General features: G+C 62.9%; 14 protein-coding genes. 12 read left to right on the top strand and 2 right to left on the bottom strand.

The window, feature by feature from the left end:
* The first annotated feature begins 93 nt into the window (after window positions 1-93).
* The 11 genes from JMY24_RS09115 (at window position 94) to rfbC (ending at window position 12,872) form a co-directional block, all read left to right on the top strand.
* Window positions 94-705: a MotA/TolQ/ExbB proton channel family protein gene (locus JMY24_RS09115; RefSeq protein WP_020069917.1), complete on the top strand. Its 612-nt coding sequence runs from the start codon at window positions 94-96 to the stop codon at window positions 703-705.
* A 25-nt stretch (window positions 706-730) separates the two neighbouring features.
* The gene (locus JMY24_RS09110) at window positions 731-1,150 is read left to right on the top strand and encodes an ExbD/TolR family protein (RefSeq protein ID WP_006051605.1); all 420 of its coding nucleotides are present in this window, start codon (window positions 731-733) and stop codon (window positions 1,148-1,150) included.
* Window positions 1,147-1,917, top strand: a complete 771-nt coding sequence (locus tag JMY24_RS09105) for an energy transducer TonB (protein ID WP_201701880.1) — start codon at window positions 1,147-1,149, stop codon at window positions 1,915-1,917. The genes JMY24_RS09110 and JMY24_RS09105 overlap by 4 nt, the downstream gene beginning before the upstream one ends.
* Window positions 1,918-2,032: 115 nt before the next feature.
* Complete coding sequence (locus tag JMY24_RS09100; protein ID WP_128594769.1) at window positions 2,033-3,928, top strand: extracellular solute-binding protein; 1,896 nt, start codon at window positions 2,033-2,035, stop codon at window positions 3,926-3,928.
* A gap of 17 nt (window positions 3,929-3,945) precedes the next feature.
* Entirely contained in the window at window positions 3,946-4,998 is a 1,053-nt protein-coding gene (locus JMY24_RS09095) for a microcin C ABC transporter permease YejB (RefSeq protein WP_128594770.1), read from the top strand.
* A complete protein-coding gene (locus JMY24_RS09090; protein WP_128594771.1) occupies window positions 4,952-6,067 on the top strand; it encodes an ABC transporter permease in 1,116 nt (371 codons plus the stop codon). The genes JMY24_RS09095 and JMY24_RS09090 overlap by 47 nt, the downstream gene beginning before the upstream one ends.
* Window positions 6,064-7,722, top strand: a complete 1,659-nt coding sequence (locus JMY24_RS09085) for an ABC transporter ATP-binding protein (protein ID WP_128594772.1) — start codon at window positions 6,064-6,066, stop codon at window positions 7,720-7,722. The genes JMY24_RS09090 and JMY24_RS09085 overlap by 4 nt, the downstream gene beginning before the upstream one ends.
* Window positions 7,715-9,151, top strand: a complete 1,437-nt coding sequence (locus JMY24_RS09080; protein ID WP_201701879.1) for a TldD/PmbA family protein — start codon at window positions 7,715-7,717, stop codon at window positions 9,149-9,151. Before JMY24_RS09085 ends, JMY24_RS09080 begins: the two co-directional genes overlap by 8 nt.
* Window positions 9,151-10,512, top strand: a complete 1,362-nt coding sequence (locus JMY24_RS09075) for a metallopeptidase TldD-related protein (RefSeq protein WP_201701878.1) — start codon at window positions 9,151-9,153, stop codon at window positions 10,510-10,512. Before JMY24_RS09080 ends, JMY24_RS09075 begins: the two co-directional genes overlap by 1 nt.
* Window positions 10,513-11,223: 711 nt before the next feature.
* A complete protein-coding gene (locus JMY24_RS09070) occupies window positions 11,224-12,219 on the top strand; it encodes a GlxA family transcriptional regulator (RefSeq protein ID WP_027804932.1) in 996 nt (331 codons plus the stop codon).
* A gap of 101 nt (window positions 12,220-12,320) precedes the next feature.
* Complete coding sequence (gene rfbC, locus JMY24_RS09065; protein WP_128591132.1) at window positions 12,321-12,872, top strand: dTDP-4-dehydrorhamnose 3,5-epimerase; 552 nt, start codon at window positions 12,321-12,323, stop codon at window positions 12,870-12,872.
* 115 nt (window positions 12,873-12,987) lie between these two features.
* Here the strand turns inward: rfbC and JMY24_RS09060 are convergent, their stop codons facing one another.
* Window positions 12,988-13,881: an EamA family transporter gene (locus JMY24_RS09060; RefSeq protein WP_201701877.1), complete on the bottom strand. Its 894-nt coding sequence runs from the start codon at window positions 13,879-13,881 to the stop codon at window positions 12,988-12,990.
* A gap of 98 nt (window positions 13,882-13,979) precedes the next feature.
* On the opposite strand from JMY24_RS09060, the gene JMY24_RS09055 reads away from it, so the two are divergent.
* The gene (locus JMY24_RS09055; RefSeq protein ID WP_201701948.1) at window positions 13,980-14,882 is read left to right on the top strand and encodes a LysR substrate-binding domain-containing protein; all 903 of its coding nucleotides are present in this window, start codon (window positions 13,980-13,982) and stop codon (window positions 14,880-14,882) included.
* Window positions 14,883-15,076: 194 nt separating this feature from the next.
* Here JMY24_RS09055 and JMY24_RS09050 read toward each other — a convergent pair whose 3' ends face one another.
* A complete protein-coding gene (locus JMY24_RS09050; protein ID WP_006051149.1) occupies window positions 15,077-15,238 on the bottom strand; it encodes a DUF1328 domain-containing protein in 162 nt (53 codons plus the stop codon).
* Window positions 15,239-16,255: the final 1,017 nt, after the last annotated feature.

Genomic DNA, 16,255 nt, shown 5'->3' with positions numbered 1-16,255 from the left:
GAAGAGCAGTCTGTTTAGTCGGTCGGCCGCTTCGGCTCCGGTCTTCGGGACCGAAGCGGCCCAACTTTGTTAGAGACGTAACTGGAGTTCCCCGTGCTCAATACCCTTATCAACTATTCAGTTCAATCGATGGGCCTGATTCCCGTTCTGGCCTTCATCTTCCTGCTGGGCATCTCGATCATCGTCGAGCGCTTCATGTTCTTCTCGCGAGCGGTCAAGGCGGGCAAGACGCTCGAACATGATCTGAAGATGGTGGAGCCGGCCAATCTGTCCGACGCACAGAAAGTCGCCGAGCACTACAAAGCAACCGTGCAGGGCGAGCTGGTCAAAAGTGCGCTGAAGGTGCAAGGCAAACCGGAAGCGGTGGTGGAACGCGAACTGGAGGAGACTATCATGTTCCAGATGCCGCGCCTCGACCGCAATCTGTGGATTCTCGACACGGCAGTGACGCTCGGGCCGCTGCTCGGCCTGCTCGGCACGATCATCGGCATGGTCGAGTCGTTCAACGTGCTCGGCACGAGCGGCACCGCGAATCCGAACGGCGTGACGGGCGGCATCGGCCACGCGCTGACGGCTACCGCCTGCGGCCTGACGATCGCCATTATCTGCGTGATCTTCCTGAACTACTTCAACAAGCGTATCCGGATGACGGTCAATCAGTTCGATCTGATCAAGTCGCTGCTCGTGTCGCGGTTCGCCGCCTGACCATCCGCTTCCAAGGAGAAGGATCATGCGTAACCATCGCAGCCATTACCTGGGCGCGGAAGAGAAGGCGCGCATCGAGATCATTCCGATGATCGACATCATGATGTTCCTGCTCGTGTTCTTCATGCTTGCCACGCTGAAGATGATTCAGGGCGCGGGCATCAAACTCGATCTGCCGCAATCGAGCACGGCGGAGCAGCTGCAGCAGACAGTCAAGGTGTCGATCGGCGTCACGAAGACCGACGAGATCTATCTCGACGCGAAGCCCGTCACGCCCACGGAGTTGACCGCGCATCTGCAAGGGCTCGTGCATGATTCGAAGAAGGTCGACGTGGCGATCGCGGGCGACGAAGGCACGAGCTACAAGAACATCGTCAAGGTGATGGATCTCGTGCGCGCAGCGGGCATCAGCTCGGTTGCACTCGCCACCAATCCGACGACATGAGCTCTCCGGTAATCGACATGAAAGACCCGCAAAGCCGCCTGAGCGGCGCGCTCTGGGCGTCGTCCAATCCGGCGCATCATGGCCGCATGTCCATGAAGACAGCGCTGGCTGCCGCGCTCGTCGTCGAACTGCTGATCGTCGCGGGGCTCTCGCAGGTGAGCTTCAAGCAGGAGCCGCCGGCCCCGCGCAAGATCATGGAAGTGACGATGGCGCCGCCGCCACCGCCGCCGCCCGAAGTGAAAAAACTCGAGCCGCCGCCCGCGCCGACGCCGGTGAAGCCGCCGCCCAAACCGCAGCAGCCCAAGCCGCAGCCGGCGCCGAAGCCCCCGCCGGCAATGCCGTCGGCGACGCCCAAACCCGCGAACATCGCACCCGCCGCCAATCCGAGCGCGAACGCGCCCGCGCTCGCCACGGCGAATGCGACGCCGGGTCCAGCCACGGCGCCTGCCGCTCCGCCCGCGCCGGCGGCGCCACCGGCGTTGCACGGCGTGGTCGACGGACGCGGCCACTGCCAGGCCGTGCAGCCGCAAATTCCGCGCCGGGCGTTGCAAGAAGGACTTTCGGCGACGGTGATCGCGCATCTGTCGATCAGTCCGGACGGCAGCGTAAGCGACGTAAAGATCGTGCGCGTGACACCGCCGACCTCGGTCTTCAACGACGCGGTCATCACCGCTGCCAGGTCGTACCGTTGCGAGAAGAATGCTGAGCCGTACGTCGGCGAAGTTGCGTTCTCGTTCAAGACCGCACCGAGCGACGACGACCAGTAAGGCGGCAGCCGCAGTGGAGAAGGGAGCGCGGGCGATGGCCAGAACCATCCTCGCGCGATTCGACGTACCGCGCGCCGGCTCGCAACCGGCGCGCGACCTTTAGCGTTTCGAAGAAATGAGACCTGTGAAGTTTCGCTGGCCGCGCGCGTTGCGCATGCTCGCACATCTGCCGCGGTCCGGCTCGGGCGTGGCCTCGTTGTGGGCGCGCGCGGTCGGCATCGGCCTCGCGTTCGGCATGACATGCGCGTACGCGAGGCCGTCCATATCGCAATACGACGAGCCGAGATATCCGGCGAACTTCACGCACTTCGACTACGCCGACCCCACCGCACCCGCGGACGGCACGCTCAGTTTTCAGAACTACAACGAATTGCAAAGCTACGATTCGATGAATCCGTTCCTCGTGCGTGGCGCACCCGCACCTGACGTGCTGCATCTGATGTTCGACACGCTGATGCAGCGGAGCTGGGACGAACTTGCGTCGGAGTATCCGTTGATCGCGGACGACGTGGAAGTCGCGCCCGATCTGTCGTCGGCGACGTTTCACATCAATCGGGCCGCGCGCTTCTCGAACGGTGATCCGATTACCGCAGCCGACGTCAAATATTCGTTCGACACGCTGACGAGCCCGCAGGCGTCGCCGATGTTCAACGCGCAATTCGCGGTGATCAAGCGCGCGGTCGTGGTCGACCGGGCCACCGTGCGCTTCGAATTCAAGCATGCCGAGCGCGACGCGCCGCTGATTGCGGGCGACCTGCCGGTGTTCTCGCCGAAATGGGGGATGCGCGCCGACGGCACGCGAGCGCCGTTCGACCAGATCGCTAACGAGGTGCCGGTTTCGAGCGGCCCGTATCTCGTCGAATCGCGCAAGAACGACAAGGAGATCACCTACAGGCGCAATCCGGCGTATTGGGCGGCGGACCTGCCGTCGAGGCGCGGCATGTACCGCTTCGCGCACATCACGTTCAAGCTGTATCGCGACCACTACACGCAGCTCGAAGCCTTCAAGGCCGGCGACGCCGGCGCGATCGTCGAATACAGCGCGACGCAATGGGCGCGCAAGTACGTGGGCAAGAACTTCGACAATGGTGTGCTGAAGAAAGGCAATTTCGCGGACGGCCCCGCGCAGATGCAAGGCATGCTGATGAATCTGCGCAAGCCGATGTTCCAGGACGTGCGGGTGCGCCATGCTTTGACCATGGCGTTCGATTACGACTGGATGAACCGGATGATGTTCTATGGCCAGTACCGCCGCACCGGAAGCTATTTTGCTGCGAGCCCGTTCGGTGCGAGCGGCATGCCGGGAGCGAAGGAACTCGCGCTACTCGAACCGTACCGTGCGAGTTTGCCGCCGGAAGTTTTCGGCCCGATGGTGAAGCCGCCGGATACGCTGCCGCCGAATTCGCTGCGCGGCAACCTGCGCGTGGCGCGCGACCTGCTCGCGCAAGCCGGCTGGCACTATCGCGACGGCGCGTTGCGCGACGCGAGCGGCACGCCGATGAAGATCGAGATCATCGACGACCAGCCCGGCATGGACCGCTTGATTCTTCCGTATATGCAGGCGCTTGCGAACCTCGGGATAGAGGCGCATCTGCGCGAGATAGACAGTGCGTTGTATCAGAAGCGGATCGACAACTTCGAGTTCGACATGACCACGTACATCTATCCGCCGGTCACCATTCCCGGTGTGGAACTCGAACGCCGCTTCGGCAGCGCGGCGGCCTCGCAGGTGGGCTCCGAGAACTACCCGGGGATTCGCTCGCCCGCGGTCGACTCGCTGATACATGCCGCGCTCGCCGCGACCACGCTCGAAGATTTGCAGGCAGCAACCCGAGCGCTGGACCGTGTGCTGATCAACTCCTATTACCTCGTGCCCGAGTATTACGCGCCGGGCGCGCGCATTGGCTACAAGACCACGCTGGGTTTTCCGACGATCGTGCCGGCCTCGTACCAGTACGAGGATTGGGTCATCGACTACTGGTTCGCCAAACGGCCGGGCGCGTCCCACTGAGTTCATCGAGAAGCGACATGCTTGCCTACATTCTCAGACGATTGCTGTTGATGGTGCCGACCTTGCTCGGCGTCGTCACGCTTACTTTCATCGTCACGCAGTTCGTGCCGGGTGGGCCGGTCGAGCAGGTGATGACGCAACTCCGCCACGGCGCTGGCCGTGGCGGAGACACGGGGGCGGGCGGCGGCGGTTATCACGGCAGCCAGGGTGTCGATCCGCAGCAGATCGAGCAGATCAAGAAGCAGTTCGGCTTCGACAAGCCGCCGCTCGAGCGCTATGTGCTGATGCTCGAACACTACGCGAGCTTCGACCTCGGACAGTCCTACTATCAGCACGCAAGAGTATGGGACGTGATCCGCTCGAAGCTTCCGGTGTCGATCACGCTCGGGCTCTGGACGGTGCTGCTGACGTATCTGGTTTCGGTGCCGCTCGGCATCGCCAAGGCGGTGCGCAACGGCTCGCGCTTCGACACCGTGACGAGCGTGCTCGTGCTCGCGGGCTATGCGATTCCCGGCTTCGTGCTGGGGGTTCTGCTGCTGATGCTGTTCGGCGGCGGCACCTTCTGGCAAGTGTTCCCCATGCGCGGTCTCACGTCGGATAACTTCGGGGAACTGAGCACATTCGGCAAGCTGCTCGATTATCTATGGCACATCGTGCTGCCGGTCACGGCCTCGGTGGTCGGCAATTTTGCGATCGTCACGATTCTCACCAAGAACACGTTTCTCGAAGAGATCGGCCGTCAGTATGTGCTGACCGCGCGCGCGAAGGGCGCGACCGAGCGCGACGTGTTGTGGAAACACGTGCTGCGCAACGCGGCAATTCCGCTGCTGACCGGTTTGCCGGCGGCCTTCGTCGGGGCGTTCCTGAACGGCAATCTGCTGATCGAAACGTTGTTCTCACTCGACGGCATGGGCCAGCTCTCATACGACTCCGTGATTCGCCGCGATTACCCGGTCGTGCTGGGCTCGCTCTTTCTCTTCACGTTGATCGCCCTCATAACCAAACTCATTGCTGACGTCTGCTATGTCCTCGTCGACCCGCGTATCCAGTTCAACCGGCTTGACCGATGACGCGTCCGGCGCGCCGCGCCGGACAGTCCCGTCTCCGTGGCGGCGCACGTGGCTGCGCTTCCGGCGGCAGCGTCTGGGCTACTGGAGCCTCATGATCCTCGCGTCGCTGTTCGTTCTCAGCCTGCTGGGCGAAGTGCTGTCGAATGACCGGCCGCTCGTCGTCCGCTACGACGGGCACTACTATTTTCCGATCGTGAAGGACTATCCGGAGACGCTTTTCGGCGGCGATTTTCCGGCGCGCGCGAATTACCTCGATCCGTATATTCGCTCGCGGCTGGAGGCGAACGGCAACTTCGCGGTCTATCCGCCGAACCGCTTTCACTACGACACGATCGACTATTTCGCCGCGCATCCGTATCCGGCGCCGCCCACGTCGTCGAACTGGCTCGGCACCGATCAATACGGACGCGACGTGCTCGCGCGGCTTCTCTACGGCTTCAGGTTGTCGGTGTCGATGGCGCTCGCGCTCACGGTCTCGGGCGTGCTGATCGGCGTGGCGGCGGGCGCGGTGCAGGGCTTTTACGGCGGGCGCACCGATCTGATCGGCCAGCGGCTGATCGAAATATGGAGTTCGATGCCGGACCTGTATCTGCTCATCATCTTCGCGTCGATCTTCGAGCCGACCCTGTGGCTCCTGTTCATTCTTCTGTCGATGTTCGGCTGGCTCGTGCTGTCCGACTACGTTCGCGCGGAGTTCCTGCGCAACCGTTCGCTCGACTACGTAAAAGCCGCGCGCACGATGGGGCTGTCGAACGGGCAGATCATCTGGCGTCATGTGTTGCCGAATAGTCTCACGCCGGTTATCACGTTCCTGCCTTTCCGGATGAGCGCGGCGATCCTCTCGCTCACCAGCCTCGATTTTCTCGGGCTCGGTGTGCCGCCGCCGACGCCGAGCCTCGGCGAGTTATTGCAGGAGGGTAAGAACAATCTCGACGCATGGTGGATTTCGGTGTCGGCTTTCGCCGCGCTCGTCGTTACGTTGCTGCTGCTGACCTTTATCGGCGACGCGCTGCGCAATGCGCTCGACACCCGTTCGCGCGGTTCCGCATTCGGGGGGGCACCGCGATGAGCATCACGTCGACCGACCGGCCGCTGCTTGAAATCGAGCGCTTTTCCGCGCGTTTCGGCGACAAGCTCGCGGTGCGCGAGCTTGACCTTTCCATCGCACGCGGCGAGCGTGTTGCGCTCGTCGGCGAATCGGGCTCGGGCAAGAGCGTCACCGCGTTGTCCATTCTGCGGCTCGTCGATCACGCGCAATTGAGCGGGCGCATCCTGCTCGACGGTGAAGACCTGTTGCGCAAGACCGAGCAGCAAATGCGCGGCCTGCGCGGCGCGGACGTGGCCATGGTGTTTCAGGAACCGATGACCGCACTCAATCCGCTTTTCACCATCGGCAAGCAGATTGCGGAAAGCGTGCGCTTGCACGAGGGCTTGCGGCCCAACGCGGCACGCTCGCGGGGCATCGAGTTGCTCAGGCGCACCGGCATTCCGGAGCCGGAGCGTCGCATCGACAGTTTTCCGCATCAGTTGTCAGGCGGCCAGCGCCAGCGTGCAATGATCGCGATGGCGCTCGCGTGCCGGCCGCGCCTGCTGCTCGCCGACGAGCCCACTACCGCGCTCGACGTGACGGTGCGCCAGCAGATCGTCGACCTGTTGATCGAACTCCAGGAACAGGAAGCCGCCGAGCGCGGCATGGCTGTGCTGCTGATCACGCACGACCTGAATCTCGTCAGGCGTTTCGCGCAGCGCGTCGCGGTAATGGAGAAGGGCGTGCTCGTCGAAACGAATACGACACAAGCGTTGTTCGACGATCCGCGGCATCCGTACACGCAGCGTTTGCTCGACAGCGAACCGCGCCGCTCGGTAGCGCCGCTCGAAAAAGGCGCGCGCCGTCTGCTCGAAGTGCAAGGGCTTTCCGTCGACTACAGCACGCCCGCCAAGGGTTGGCGGTCGCTGTTCGGGCGCTCCACGTTTCGCGCGGTGCATGACGTCGATTTGAGCGTGCGGCGCGGCGAAACGCTCGGCGTTGCGGGCGAATCGGGATCGGGCAAATCGACGCTCGCCGCAACCGTACTCGGTTTGCACAGAGCTGCCGCGGGCCATGTGCATATCGACGGCATGCCGTTGTCGGTGTTGAAGACGGCCGCTTCACGGCGGGCGTTGTACTCGCGCATGCAGGTAGTGTTCCAGGACCCGTTCGGTTCGCTGTCGCCGCGCATGACGGTCGAGCAGATCGTCGGTGAGGGCCTCGCCGTGCATCGGCCCGAGATCGACGCAAAGGCGAGGCGCGCACGCGTGGCCAGCCTGCTGGAGGAAGTGGGTCTGCCCGCCGATGCGATGCCCCGTTATCCGCACGAGTTTTCCGGCGGGCAGCGTCAACGGATCGCGATTGCGCGGGCGCTTGCCGTGGAACCGGAACTGCTGGTGCTCGATGAGCCGACGAGCGCGCTCGACGTGTCGATCCAGCAGCAGGTGCTCGCTCTGCTGGTACATTTACAGATAACGCGCAAGCTAAGCTACCTTCTTATCACGCACGATCTCGCGGTGATGCGGGCCATGGCGCACCGTGTGATCGTCATGAAGTCGGGGCGGGTCGTCGAGGCCGGTGACACGCTCGAAGTCTTACAAGCGCCGTCGCATCCCTATACGCGCTCGCTTCTGGCTTCGTCGCTGCTGATGGCGCGGCCGGATTCCGCGCAAACCCTACGGAGTGTGAATGATTGACGAACGCTGGGCGCAGGCCGCCCGGTCCCTTGCGAGCCGCGCGGACTTCTGGTCGCTGCGCATAGTCGACGAACGGATCGACGATCACGAGGTTCGCAACGACATCGCGCAACCGCTGCGCACGGTGCGCGATCGTGGCGCGATGCTCATCGCGTGGGTCGGCGCGGGAGCCGGCTATGCGGCGACGGCGAATCTGTCGGCGGCGGGGTTGCAGCAGGCGCTCGATCTCGCCACGGCACGCGCCGAGGCGAGCGCGGCATTGTCGTTGATCGATCATCGCGAAGTGGCGCGTCCGTCGGCTAGCGGCGAGTATGTGTCGCCGAATGCGCAGCACACGCTGCCGGGCCGAGCCGAATGGATCGACCGGCTCGGCGCTGAATGCGCGGCGGCGAAGCTGGATTCGCGCATCGTCGAGCGCGTGGCCGCGGTGCAGATCATTCACACCGATCAGCTTTACATGACGGGCGACGGCATACGTATCGATCAACGGTTCCGCTTCGTGATGCCGCAGTTGAGCGTGGCCGCGCATGCGAACGGCGACACGCAGGAGCGCACACTCGGCGGCAACTACGGCACGCTCGGTCAGGGCGGCATGGACGTGCTGGCGCGCTTCGGTTTCGACGGCTGCGGCCCGCGCGTGGCCGCCGAGGCGCTGCAATTGCTGGCCGCGCCGAACTGCCCGTCGGGCAAGCGCGACCTTCTGCTGATGCCCGATCAGATGATGCTGCAGATTCACGAGTCGATCGGCCATCCGCTGGAACTCGATCGGATCCTCGGCGACGAGCGCAATTTCGCGGGCTGGAGTTTCGTGAAGCCGGACATGTTCGGCTCTTACCGCTACGGCTCCGAACTGCTGAACGTGACTTTCGACCCGGAGTTGCGCGAAGAAGCCGCGGCCTACGCATTCGACGACGACGGCACCGAAGCGCACAAGGAATATCTGATTCGCAACGGCGTGCTGGAGCGACCGCTTGGCGGCGCGCTTTCGCAGCAACGCGCGGGCATGCCGGGCGTGGCGAATTCGCGTGCGTCGAACTGGAACCGGCCGCCGATCGACCGCATGGCGAATCTGAATATCGAGCCGGGCGACAGTTCGCTCGACGAGATGATCGGCAACATCGAACACGGCATTCTGATGCGCACGAACACGTCCTGGTCGATTGACGATCATCGCAACAAATTCCAGTTCGGCTGCGAATTCGGGCAACTGATCGAAAACGGCAAGCTCACCCAGATCGTCAAGCAGCCGAACTATCGCGGCATTTCCGCGAATTTCTGGCGCAGCTTGAGCGCGGTCGGCAACGCGGCGACGCGCGAAGTGTATGGCACGTCGATGTGCGGGAAGGGCGAGCCGGCGCAGATCATTCGCGTGGGCCACGCGTCGCCCGCTTGCGTGTTCAGCAATGTCGACGTGTTCGGAGGCGCATGATGAGCGGCTTCATGTCACCGCGCGCCACGCATGCCGTGGACTGGCAGCGGCACTTCACGTCGCTCGCCGATGCGATCGAGCGTCTCCAGCAAGGCGGCGAAACCACGCTCAGTTCGTTTGCCGGCGAGCAGTCCGACTTCATCCGCTTCAACGCGGGCAAGGTGCGGCAAAGCGGCACCGTGTCGCAAGGCAAGCTGACCTTGCGTCTGATCGACGGAGCGCGTCAGGCGTATTCCACGTTGACGGTGTGCGGCGATCTGGAGCAGGACGTCGACGAAGTGCGCACCGCGCTTGCCACGCTGCGCGAGGGTCTGCGCGATGCCGCCGACGATCCGCACCTGCTGTTCGATACTTCCTCATGGCAGCGCACCACGCGGCGTTCGGGCAGATTGCCGGAGCCGCACGGCTTGTTGCGCGTCGTCGCCGAATGCGCGCGGGGCCTCGATTTCGTGGGGTTTTATGCGGGCGGCACCATCGTGCGAGGGTTCGCGTCGACGCGTGGCAGCCGCGGCTGGTACGAAGTCGACAATTTCAATTTCAGCTGGTCGCTCTATGACCCGAGCGGTCGCGCAATCAAGACCACGTACGCTGGCGACGACTGGAGCGATGCCGTCTTTGCAGGCAAGGTGGAACAGGCCGCCACGCGTCTCGCCGTGCTCGCTCGCGCGCCTCGAGCGCTCGCGCCTGGACGCTATCGCGCGTGGCTCGCTCCGGCGGCGCTTGCCGAGCTATTGGGCGTGACCGCGTGGCGCGGCTTTTCGGCGCGCGCGCAGGCCAGTTCGCGCAGCGAGTTGTATAAGCTGCACGTGGCTGAGATCGCGCTCGATCCTCGCGTAACTCTCGGCGAAGAACTCAGCCTCGGCATCACGCCAGGCTTCAACGACGACGGCTACTTGCGCGACAGCGTTGCGCTCATCGCGGCGGGCCGCAGTGCCGGGCAACTGACCAATGCACGCAGCGCAAGGGAATACGGCTTGACGCCGAACGGCGCGCTCGCCGAAGAAGCGCCGGCGTCGCTCGCAATGCAGCCCGGCGAACTGATGGACGAGGACGTACTCGCGCAACTGGGTACCGGTCTTTACATCGGCAATTTGTGGTACGTGAACTTTTCGGACCGGATGAATTGCCGACTCACGGGCATGACGCGTTTCGCGACCTTCTGGGTGGAGAACGGACAGATCGTGGCGCCACTCGAAGCCATGCGTTTCGACGACAGCCTGTATCGCCTGCTTGGCAGCGAACTCGAACAGATCGGCGCGCAAGCCGAATTGCTCCTGAGCGACGGGACGTGGGGAGAGCGGGCGACGGGCGGGATGCAATTGCCCGGCATCCTCGCGAGGTCGTTCGAGCTGACCCTATAAGTGCTGCGACGCGGCTCGCCGTTCGAGGCGAGTCGCGCGCCCGCTTCCCGGCGTACCGGAATGCAAATCCGCGAAGCCGCGCCAATTGTCTAATGAATAAGCAGATCACGCGTGACACGACTCTGAAACGCCGCAATTAATCAGAAGAATAAACGGATCATGTTTCAGAAATGAAACGTTTTCGGCGCCTTTAAAAACCCCGCATAACCAGATAATCGCGCGATTAGAATCGCTACGGGCTAATTACCACGGCTGACGAGGCACATTCCGAATGTGCGAATAACAAATCCAATTAAAAGGGCCATTGCGGTGCACCGGTGTGTTCAGCTTTGAAACGTTTTCATATCGCTCCAATGCTCAACAGCCCACTTCGCTTATGCGTACGGCATTCGGGGAGGTAAGCAGGGCAGGCTGCGGCCCCGCGCCGCACATGGCTCGCAGCGCAGGCTCTCCGGCACGCGGTAGATTTTTCCGCTCGCAATTCACGCGTCGGATAATTATTACTTGCATCAAATGAGAATAAATTTCGTCATACGTTAAATGCCTGGCTAATTCCGTTGTTTTCAAATTTACTAACGCGATTCATTCGGCTAACATCGCTGATAATGCGTGAAACGGCGTTCACCGATGTTGAATAGAGATTATCAGTTGATCCATATCGTCGGATAACGCGCGTCCTCGTCCAACCACGTAGACATTTTGAGGAAGACCATGTCCCACATCCACGTCGATTCCGCGAGGGTTACCTGGTTACACACGCCCGCTGTCAATGTGCGCACAGCGGCGCGGCGAATTGGTGTGCTGCTGTTCGACGGTTTCTGGTTGCTTGGCCCCGGTACGGTCGTCGAAATGTTCCAGACCGCGAACGAACTCTCCGGCACGCGCCCAGGCGAAGAGCCGCCGTATGAAGTGCAATTCCTGTCGCTCGACGGCGGCAGCGTGCCAAGCTCGTCGGCTGCGCGCATCTGGACCGATCGCATCGACACGCGCTATGGAACCGGCTTCGACGTCCTCTTCATTGCCGGCGGGCACGGCGCGCACGAGGCGGCCCGCGACCAGCGGCTACTCGGCTGGCTGCGCTCGGTGCAGGCGCGCACCCGTGCGATCGAAACCATCGGCGAAGGGCGGCTCGTGCTGGAGGCGGCCAATCCGGGCGATCCGGAGGCGCTGCAAATCGGCCGCTATGGCCGGGGCGGAGCGGACGCCATCCTCAGCGCGTCCAACGATCGCAACGACTGCGCCCGCAGCGCGCTGATGTTCATCAAGCGCGATCTCGGCGCGGAACTCGCGCGCAGCGTCGCCGAACGCGTGATGCCGGGCATGGCTGCGACGTGGGTTCCGCTGCCCGCCGAGGGCGGCACGCTGAGCGTCGCGGAAAAGATCCGCGCGGCGGCGCGCTGGATGGAAGCGAACTGCGACCGTCCGGTGTCGGTTGCCGACGCAGCCCAGGTCGCGGCCATGAGTGAGCGCAATTTCCTGCGGCGTTTCAAGCATGAAATGCACGTCACGCCGTCCGACTACCTGTTGCAGGTGCGCCTGCGCATTGCCTGCAACTTCCTCACTGAAACCGAACTGCCGGTCGACAAGATCGCGCGGCGCAGCGGCACCGGCAACGGCGACCGCCTTGCGAAGATCTTCCGCAAGCGCATGGCGCTGTCGCCAACCGAATATCGCGCCCGCAGCCGGCTTGCCTCCTCGGAGCTCTGACAGTTGAGCGCGCCTGTAGGGCAGGCGCGTTTCAGGACCGCCGCGCGAGTGCGCGGCGGTTTCCCGTTCTTTGTCGAGCAGCTTCTTACGGGCACAGTGGCATGGGCAACCAGGTGTTGGCAACGGCACTGCCGGAAGTGAAACTCATTGAGCCCGAGGTGTTTGGCGACCAATTCGGTTTCTGTTATGAGAGCTTTGCCGCGGACGAGTTCAGCGACGACATCGCACGCGGTTTCGACTTCGTGCAAGACCGGCATCTGCGCGCGGTGCATGGCGTGCTGCGCGGACTGCACTATCAGGTCCAGCGTCCGCAAGGCCGGCTCATGCAGGTCGTGGCGGGCGAAATTTTCGACGTCGCCGTGGACGTGCGGCTCAATTCGCCGAACTTCGGCAAGTGGTGCGGCGCGCACCTGAGCGCGGAAAACCATCGGCAGATCTGGGTGCCCCCGGGCTTCGCGCACGGCTTCGTCGTGCTCTCCGACGTCGCCGAGTGCCTGTGGAAAACGACCGAATACTGGTTTCCCGAACTGGAGCGCTGCATCTTGTGGAGCGATCCGGACATCGGCATTGAATGGCCGATCGATTTCGCGCCGATTGTCGGCGCGAAGGATGCTGCCGGGCGGCGTTTGTACGAAGCCGAGAACATGGCTTAGCGGCGCACGCGTTATTGGCGCTGCGCGGCGCGGCGCTTCCGGCGATGCGCTGTCAACCTTGCATTGTCGTTACTGCATGCGCACCGCGCCCTTGGTGGCTGGCATTGCGCCGTCGCTACCGCGCGGCCACCACCGCGCCGACACTCGCGGCGACCACGAACAAAGTGCCCGCGATCTGCAGAATGCCCATCGGCTGATGCAGTACGACAAAGCCCGCCACCGCACCGATGGCTGGCTCTACACTCATCAGGATACCGAACGAACCGGCGGGCATGTGACGCAGTGCCACCATTTCCAGCGCATAGGGCAATAGAGGAACGAGTATCGCGAGGCCTGCGGTCGCCGCGAGCTGGCCTGTGGCCACGTGCATGCCACTCTGCGCCAGGCCAAAAGGCGTGGCGACCAGCGCCGCCGCAATCAGCGAGACCGACAGGCCTTCCAGTCCGGCAAATAGCTTGCCGGTCTTTTTCATCAACACGATGTAGCTGCCCCAGCCGCAAGCGGCGGCAAGCGCAAGGAATACGCCGAGCGGTTCGCCCACCCAGCCGGCGCGATCGCGCGAAAGCAGCACGACGCCCGCAATCGCCAGCGCGGGCCACAGAAGCGCGCGCGCGCGGCGCACGGCCAGGGTTGCCACCGTCAGTGGCCCGAGAAAGTCGATCGCCACCGCAAGGCCGAGCGGAATGCGTTGAAGCGCCGCAAAAAAGCACAACGTCATGCCGGCCATTGCAGCGCCGAGCGCGCCCGCGGCGAACCAGTGCGCGCGCGAGTAGCTCAGAACGCGCGGTCGCACCAGCACTGCGAGGACGAGCGCGGCCCAGCCGAGCCGCAGCCACGTGGTGCTGAGCGAGCCGTAGACCGACATGGTCGGTTCGGAAAGCGCGGCGCCGAATTGCACGCTCGACATGGACAGCACGCACAGCAACGCTGCGCCGGCTGCAGCGCGCGCAGGTTTCGCCGTGGCCGGGTCGGCGGGGACGGCTGCGCACTTGATCGTCGTGTCCTGCATAGTGTTTTGGTGTCGCTGTGGGAATGTTCACGCTATCTTATCGGCTCCAGCGCTACTAAGATAAGTTGATATTTCTTATGTCGATTTCAACAATCGTGATGACCCGTGACCTCGATAGCAGTCTGCTTCGCGCGTTCGTCACCGTCGCGGAGACGGGTGCGGTGGGCGTGGCCGCAAGCCGTCTCGCACGCACCCAGGCGGCGGTGAGCATGCAGTTGCGCCGTCTCGAAGAAGACCTTGGCCAGCGGCTGCTCGACCGCTCGCCACGCGGCGTGCAACTCACCGAAGCCGGTCATCTGCTGCTGCCGTACGCGCACGCGATTCTCGGCGCGGGTGCCGATGCACGACGTGCGCTGAGCGCGGGGCAGGTGTCGGGCGGCGTGCGGCTCGGCATGCTCGAGGACATTGCCGTCGGTCGCTTGCCGCGCGCGTTGCGGCGTTTTTCGATTGCTTATCCGCGCGTCGCGCTGGAAATCGTCGTGGACAGCAGCGCCACTTTGTCGAAGCGGCTCGCGGACGGCGGCCTCGATGTGGTCGTTGCCGATCCCGCATTGGTGGACGGCACGCCTTTGCTCACATGGACCCAACCGTTGTTCTGGGTCGGCGCGCGCGGCTATGCGCGCGACGCCGAAGCGCCCTTGCCGTTGGTCGCGTTTGGCGGCACGTGTCTGTGGCAACAGAATGTGTTGACGGCGTTGCGCCGCGCGGGCATCGGCTGGCGCGTTGTGTGTACGAGCACGAGTTTGCCGGCGGTGCAATCGGCGGTCGAAGCGGGTCTCGGCGTGTCGGTATTGCTCGAAGGCAATATTCGTTCGGAGTCCATGAGAATGTTGGGTCGCGCCGATGGCTTGCCCGATGCGCCGGCTGCGGACTTCGGCCTGTTCATGCGCGAGGTCGCGGGCGCGCAGGAGGCAGCCGTGCAGACATTGCAAGGTTTTCTATGCGAGGAGTTGCATCTGGGCATGCGGGAGAGCGAGCCGCGCGTGCTGTCGGAAGAATGAAGCAGATCAGGATGAAGGAATGCAGGAGCGGGGCATTAAAAGCCGCAGTACACGTATGGCGCGATGCGCGTGCTGCGTTGCGGGGAAGCCCGGCGGGAGCGGCAACTATTGCAAGACACCGTGGCAGGTATTGCAACAGGTCGTTCGCACGCGCCGGGGCGGGTATTCCTCCGCTTATACAGTCGATGCGGTGATCAGCGCCGCATCACGCCCATCAGCAAGGTGACGAGGAAAATCACCACGAAGATGAAGAACAGCACCTTGGCGATCTCCGTCGCGCCGGCGGCGATTCCGCCAAAGCCGAATACCGCGGCGATGATAGCGATGACGAAGAAGATTGCAGCGTATCGAAGCATGAGGCCTCCCACGGATGAATTGCTGGATTGAAGTAGAACGGCGGCTCGCCTCGTGTACAGGTTCGTGAGCGAGCGATCTGCCGGCGAGCGATGTTGAGCAATGGCCGTGCCTGGTGCCAGCGGCTATCGGTGGCGGTCTCGCTGTTGCTTCACTGCAACGACACGTCGAAGGCCAGTTTGTCACTCGCGGATCGTAGATTTGCGGCATGTGCGCCCCGGACCGTCTCAGGCGAAACGGATATTCGCTGACGATAACGTTTGCGCGAGTCAATAAACGTGCAGTGGAGCCGATCGACGCGTGGAATTATGTGCGCCCGGCGAAACGACGCGTGTCAAATGAAAAATAGTTAATCTGCAGTTAATAAAGTGCAGCAGAGTGAAAGCTTGCTGCGGGTGTCATGACGTAGAAATCGCTAAATCTTGGGCCGCTGTCTGCCCAATCTTTGAAACAAAATGCGCCCGACATAGCCGCATTAACGGGAAGCCCCGCCGTCAAATCAACGTCAGCTACTCGCGACGCAACGGCCGGATCTGATTGGCGCGATTGCAAAAGTGCTTCATCAAAACGGAAACGGCAAAATGCTGGCGACCCTTCCTTGCACAAGGAGGCGCCTAAATAGCCATGTCCTGCGGTGACGATTCCGCTTGCACCGGGCCTGGCACCGTACCTGGCACCGTACCCGGCGGCATCCGCCTTAAGGTTGCCCGCTTAACCCTGCTTGAACGATCCCGCTGAAAACGGTAAATCATTCCTGATTGTTAATTGTTGTCAGGCCAAATGATTTTCGACCCTGCGGATCGTGAAGACGTAAAACGTTTGCGGCCTTATATAGAGTTGAGTAGCACACTAGTTCTTTGATGTTTGGGACGTTTTTGGCGATTGTTGGTAAAAAACCCGAGCCCCAGAATACTCGTGCAATTTGAAAACACTGCCATTAGAATGCGCAGCCTGGACGCGGTCGGCTTTTAACGTCAGAGGGGGTGCTGACGGTGTTTCATTACACCGTTGTAAAGGTC

Source organism: Paraburkholderia kirstenboschensis, assembly GCF_904848585.1.
Classification (GTDB): domain Bacteria; phylum Pseudomonadota; class Gammaproteobacteria; order Burkholderiales; family Burkholderiaceae; genus Paraburkholderia; species Paraburkholderia kirstenboschensis.
Note: the sequence above shows the minus strand (reverse complement) of the source record. Positions and strands in the feature narration are given on the sequence as shown.

Bases quoted from the DNA above. Each gene is read 5' to 3' on its own strand.
- JMY24_RS09105 (WP_201701880.1), top strand. From the start codon at position 1,147: ATGAGCTCTCCGGTAATCGACATGAAAGACCCGCAAAGCCGCCTGAGC.
- JMY24_RS09070 (WP_027804932.1), top strand. From the start codon at position 11,224: ATGTCCCACATCCACGTCGATTCCGCGAGGGTTACCTGGTTACACACG.
- JMY24_RS09085 (WP_128594772.1), top strand. From the start codon at position 6,064: ATGAGCATCACGTCGACCGACCGGCCGCTGCTTGAAATCGAGCGCTTT.
- JMY24_RS09110 (WP_006051605.1), top strand. From the start codon at position 731: ATGCGTAACCATCGCAGCCATTACCTGGGCGCGGAAGAGAAGGCGCGC.
- JMY24_RS09050 (WP_006051149.1), bottom strand. From the start codon at position 15,238: ATGCTTCGATACGCTGCAATCTTCTTCGTCATCGCTATCATCGCCGCG.
- JMY24_RS09090 (WP_128594771.1), top strand. From the start codon at position 4,952: ATGTCCTCGTCGACCCGCGTATCCAGTTCAACCGGCTTGACCGATGAC.
- JMY24_RS09080 (WP_201701879.1), top strand. From the start codon at position 7,715: ATGATTGACGAACGCTGGGCGCAGGCCGCCCGGTCCCTTGCGAGCCGC.
- JMY24_RS09095 (WP_128594770.1), top strand. From the start codon at position 3,946: ATGCTTGCCTACATTCTCAGACGATTGCTGTTGATGGTGCCGACCTTG.
- JMY24_RS09060 (WP_201701877.1), bottom strand. From the start codon at position 13,881: ATGCAGGACACGACGATCAAGTGCGCAGCCGTCCCCGCCGACCCGGCC.
- JMY24_RS09055 (WP_201701948.1), top strand. From the start codon at position 13,980: ATGACCCGTGACCTCGATAGCAGTCTGCTTCGCGCGTTCGTCACCGTC.
- JMY24_RS09100 (WP_128594769.1), top strand. From the start codon at position 2,033: ATGAGACCTGTGAAGTTTCGCTGGCCGCGCGCGTTGCGCATGCTCGCA.
- rfbC (WP_128591132.1), top strand. From the start codon at position 12,321: ATGGGCAACCAGGTGTTGGCAACGGCACTGCCGGAAGTGAAACTCATT.
- JMY24_RS09075 (WP_201701878.1), top strand. From the start codon at position 9,151: ATGAGCGGCTTCATGTCACCGCGCGCCACGCATGCCGTGGACTGGCAG.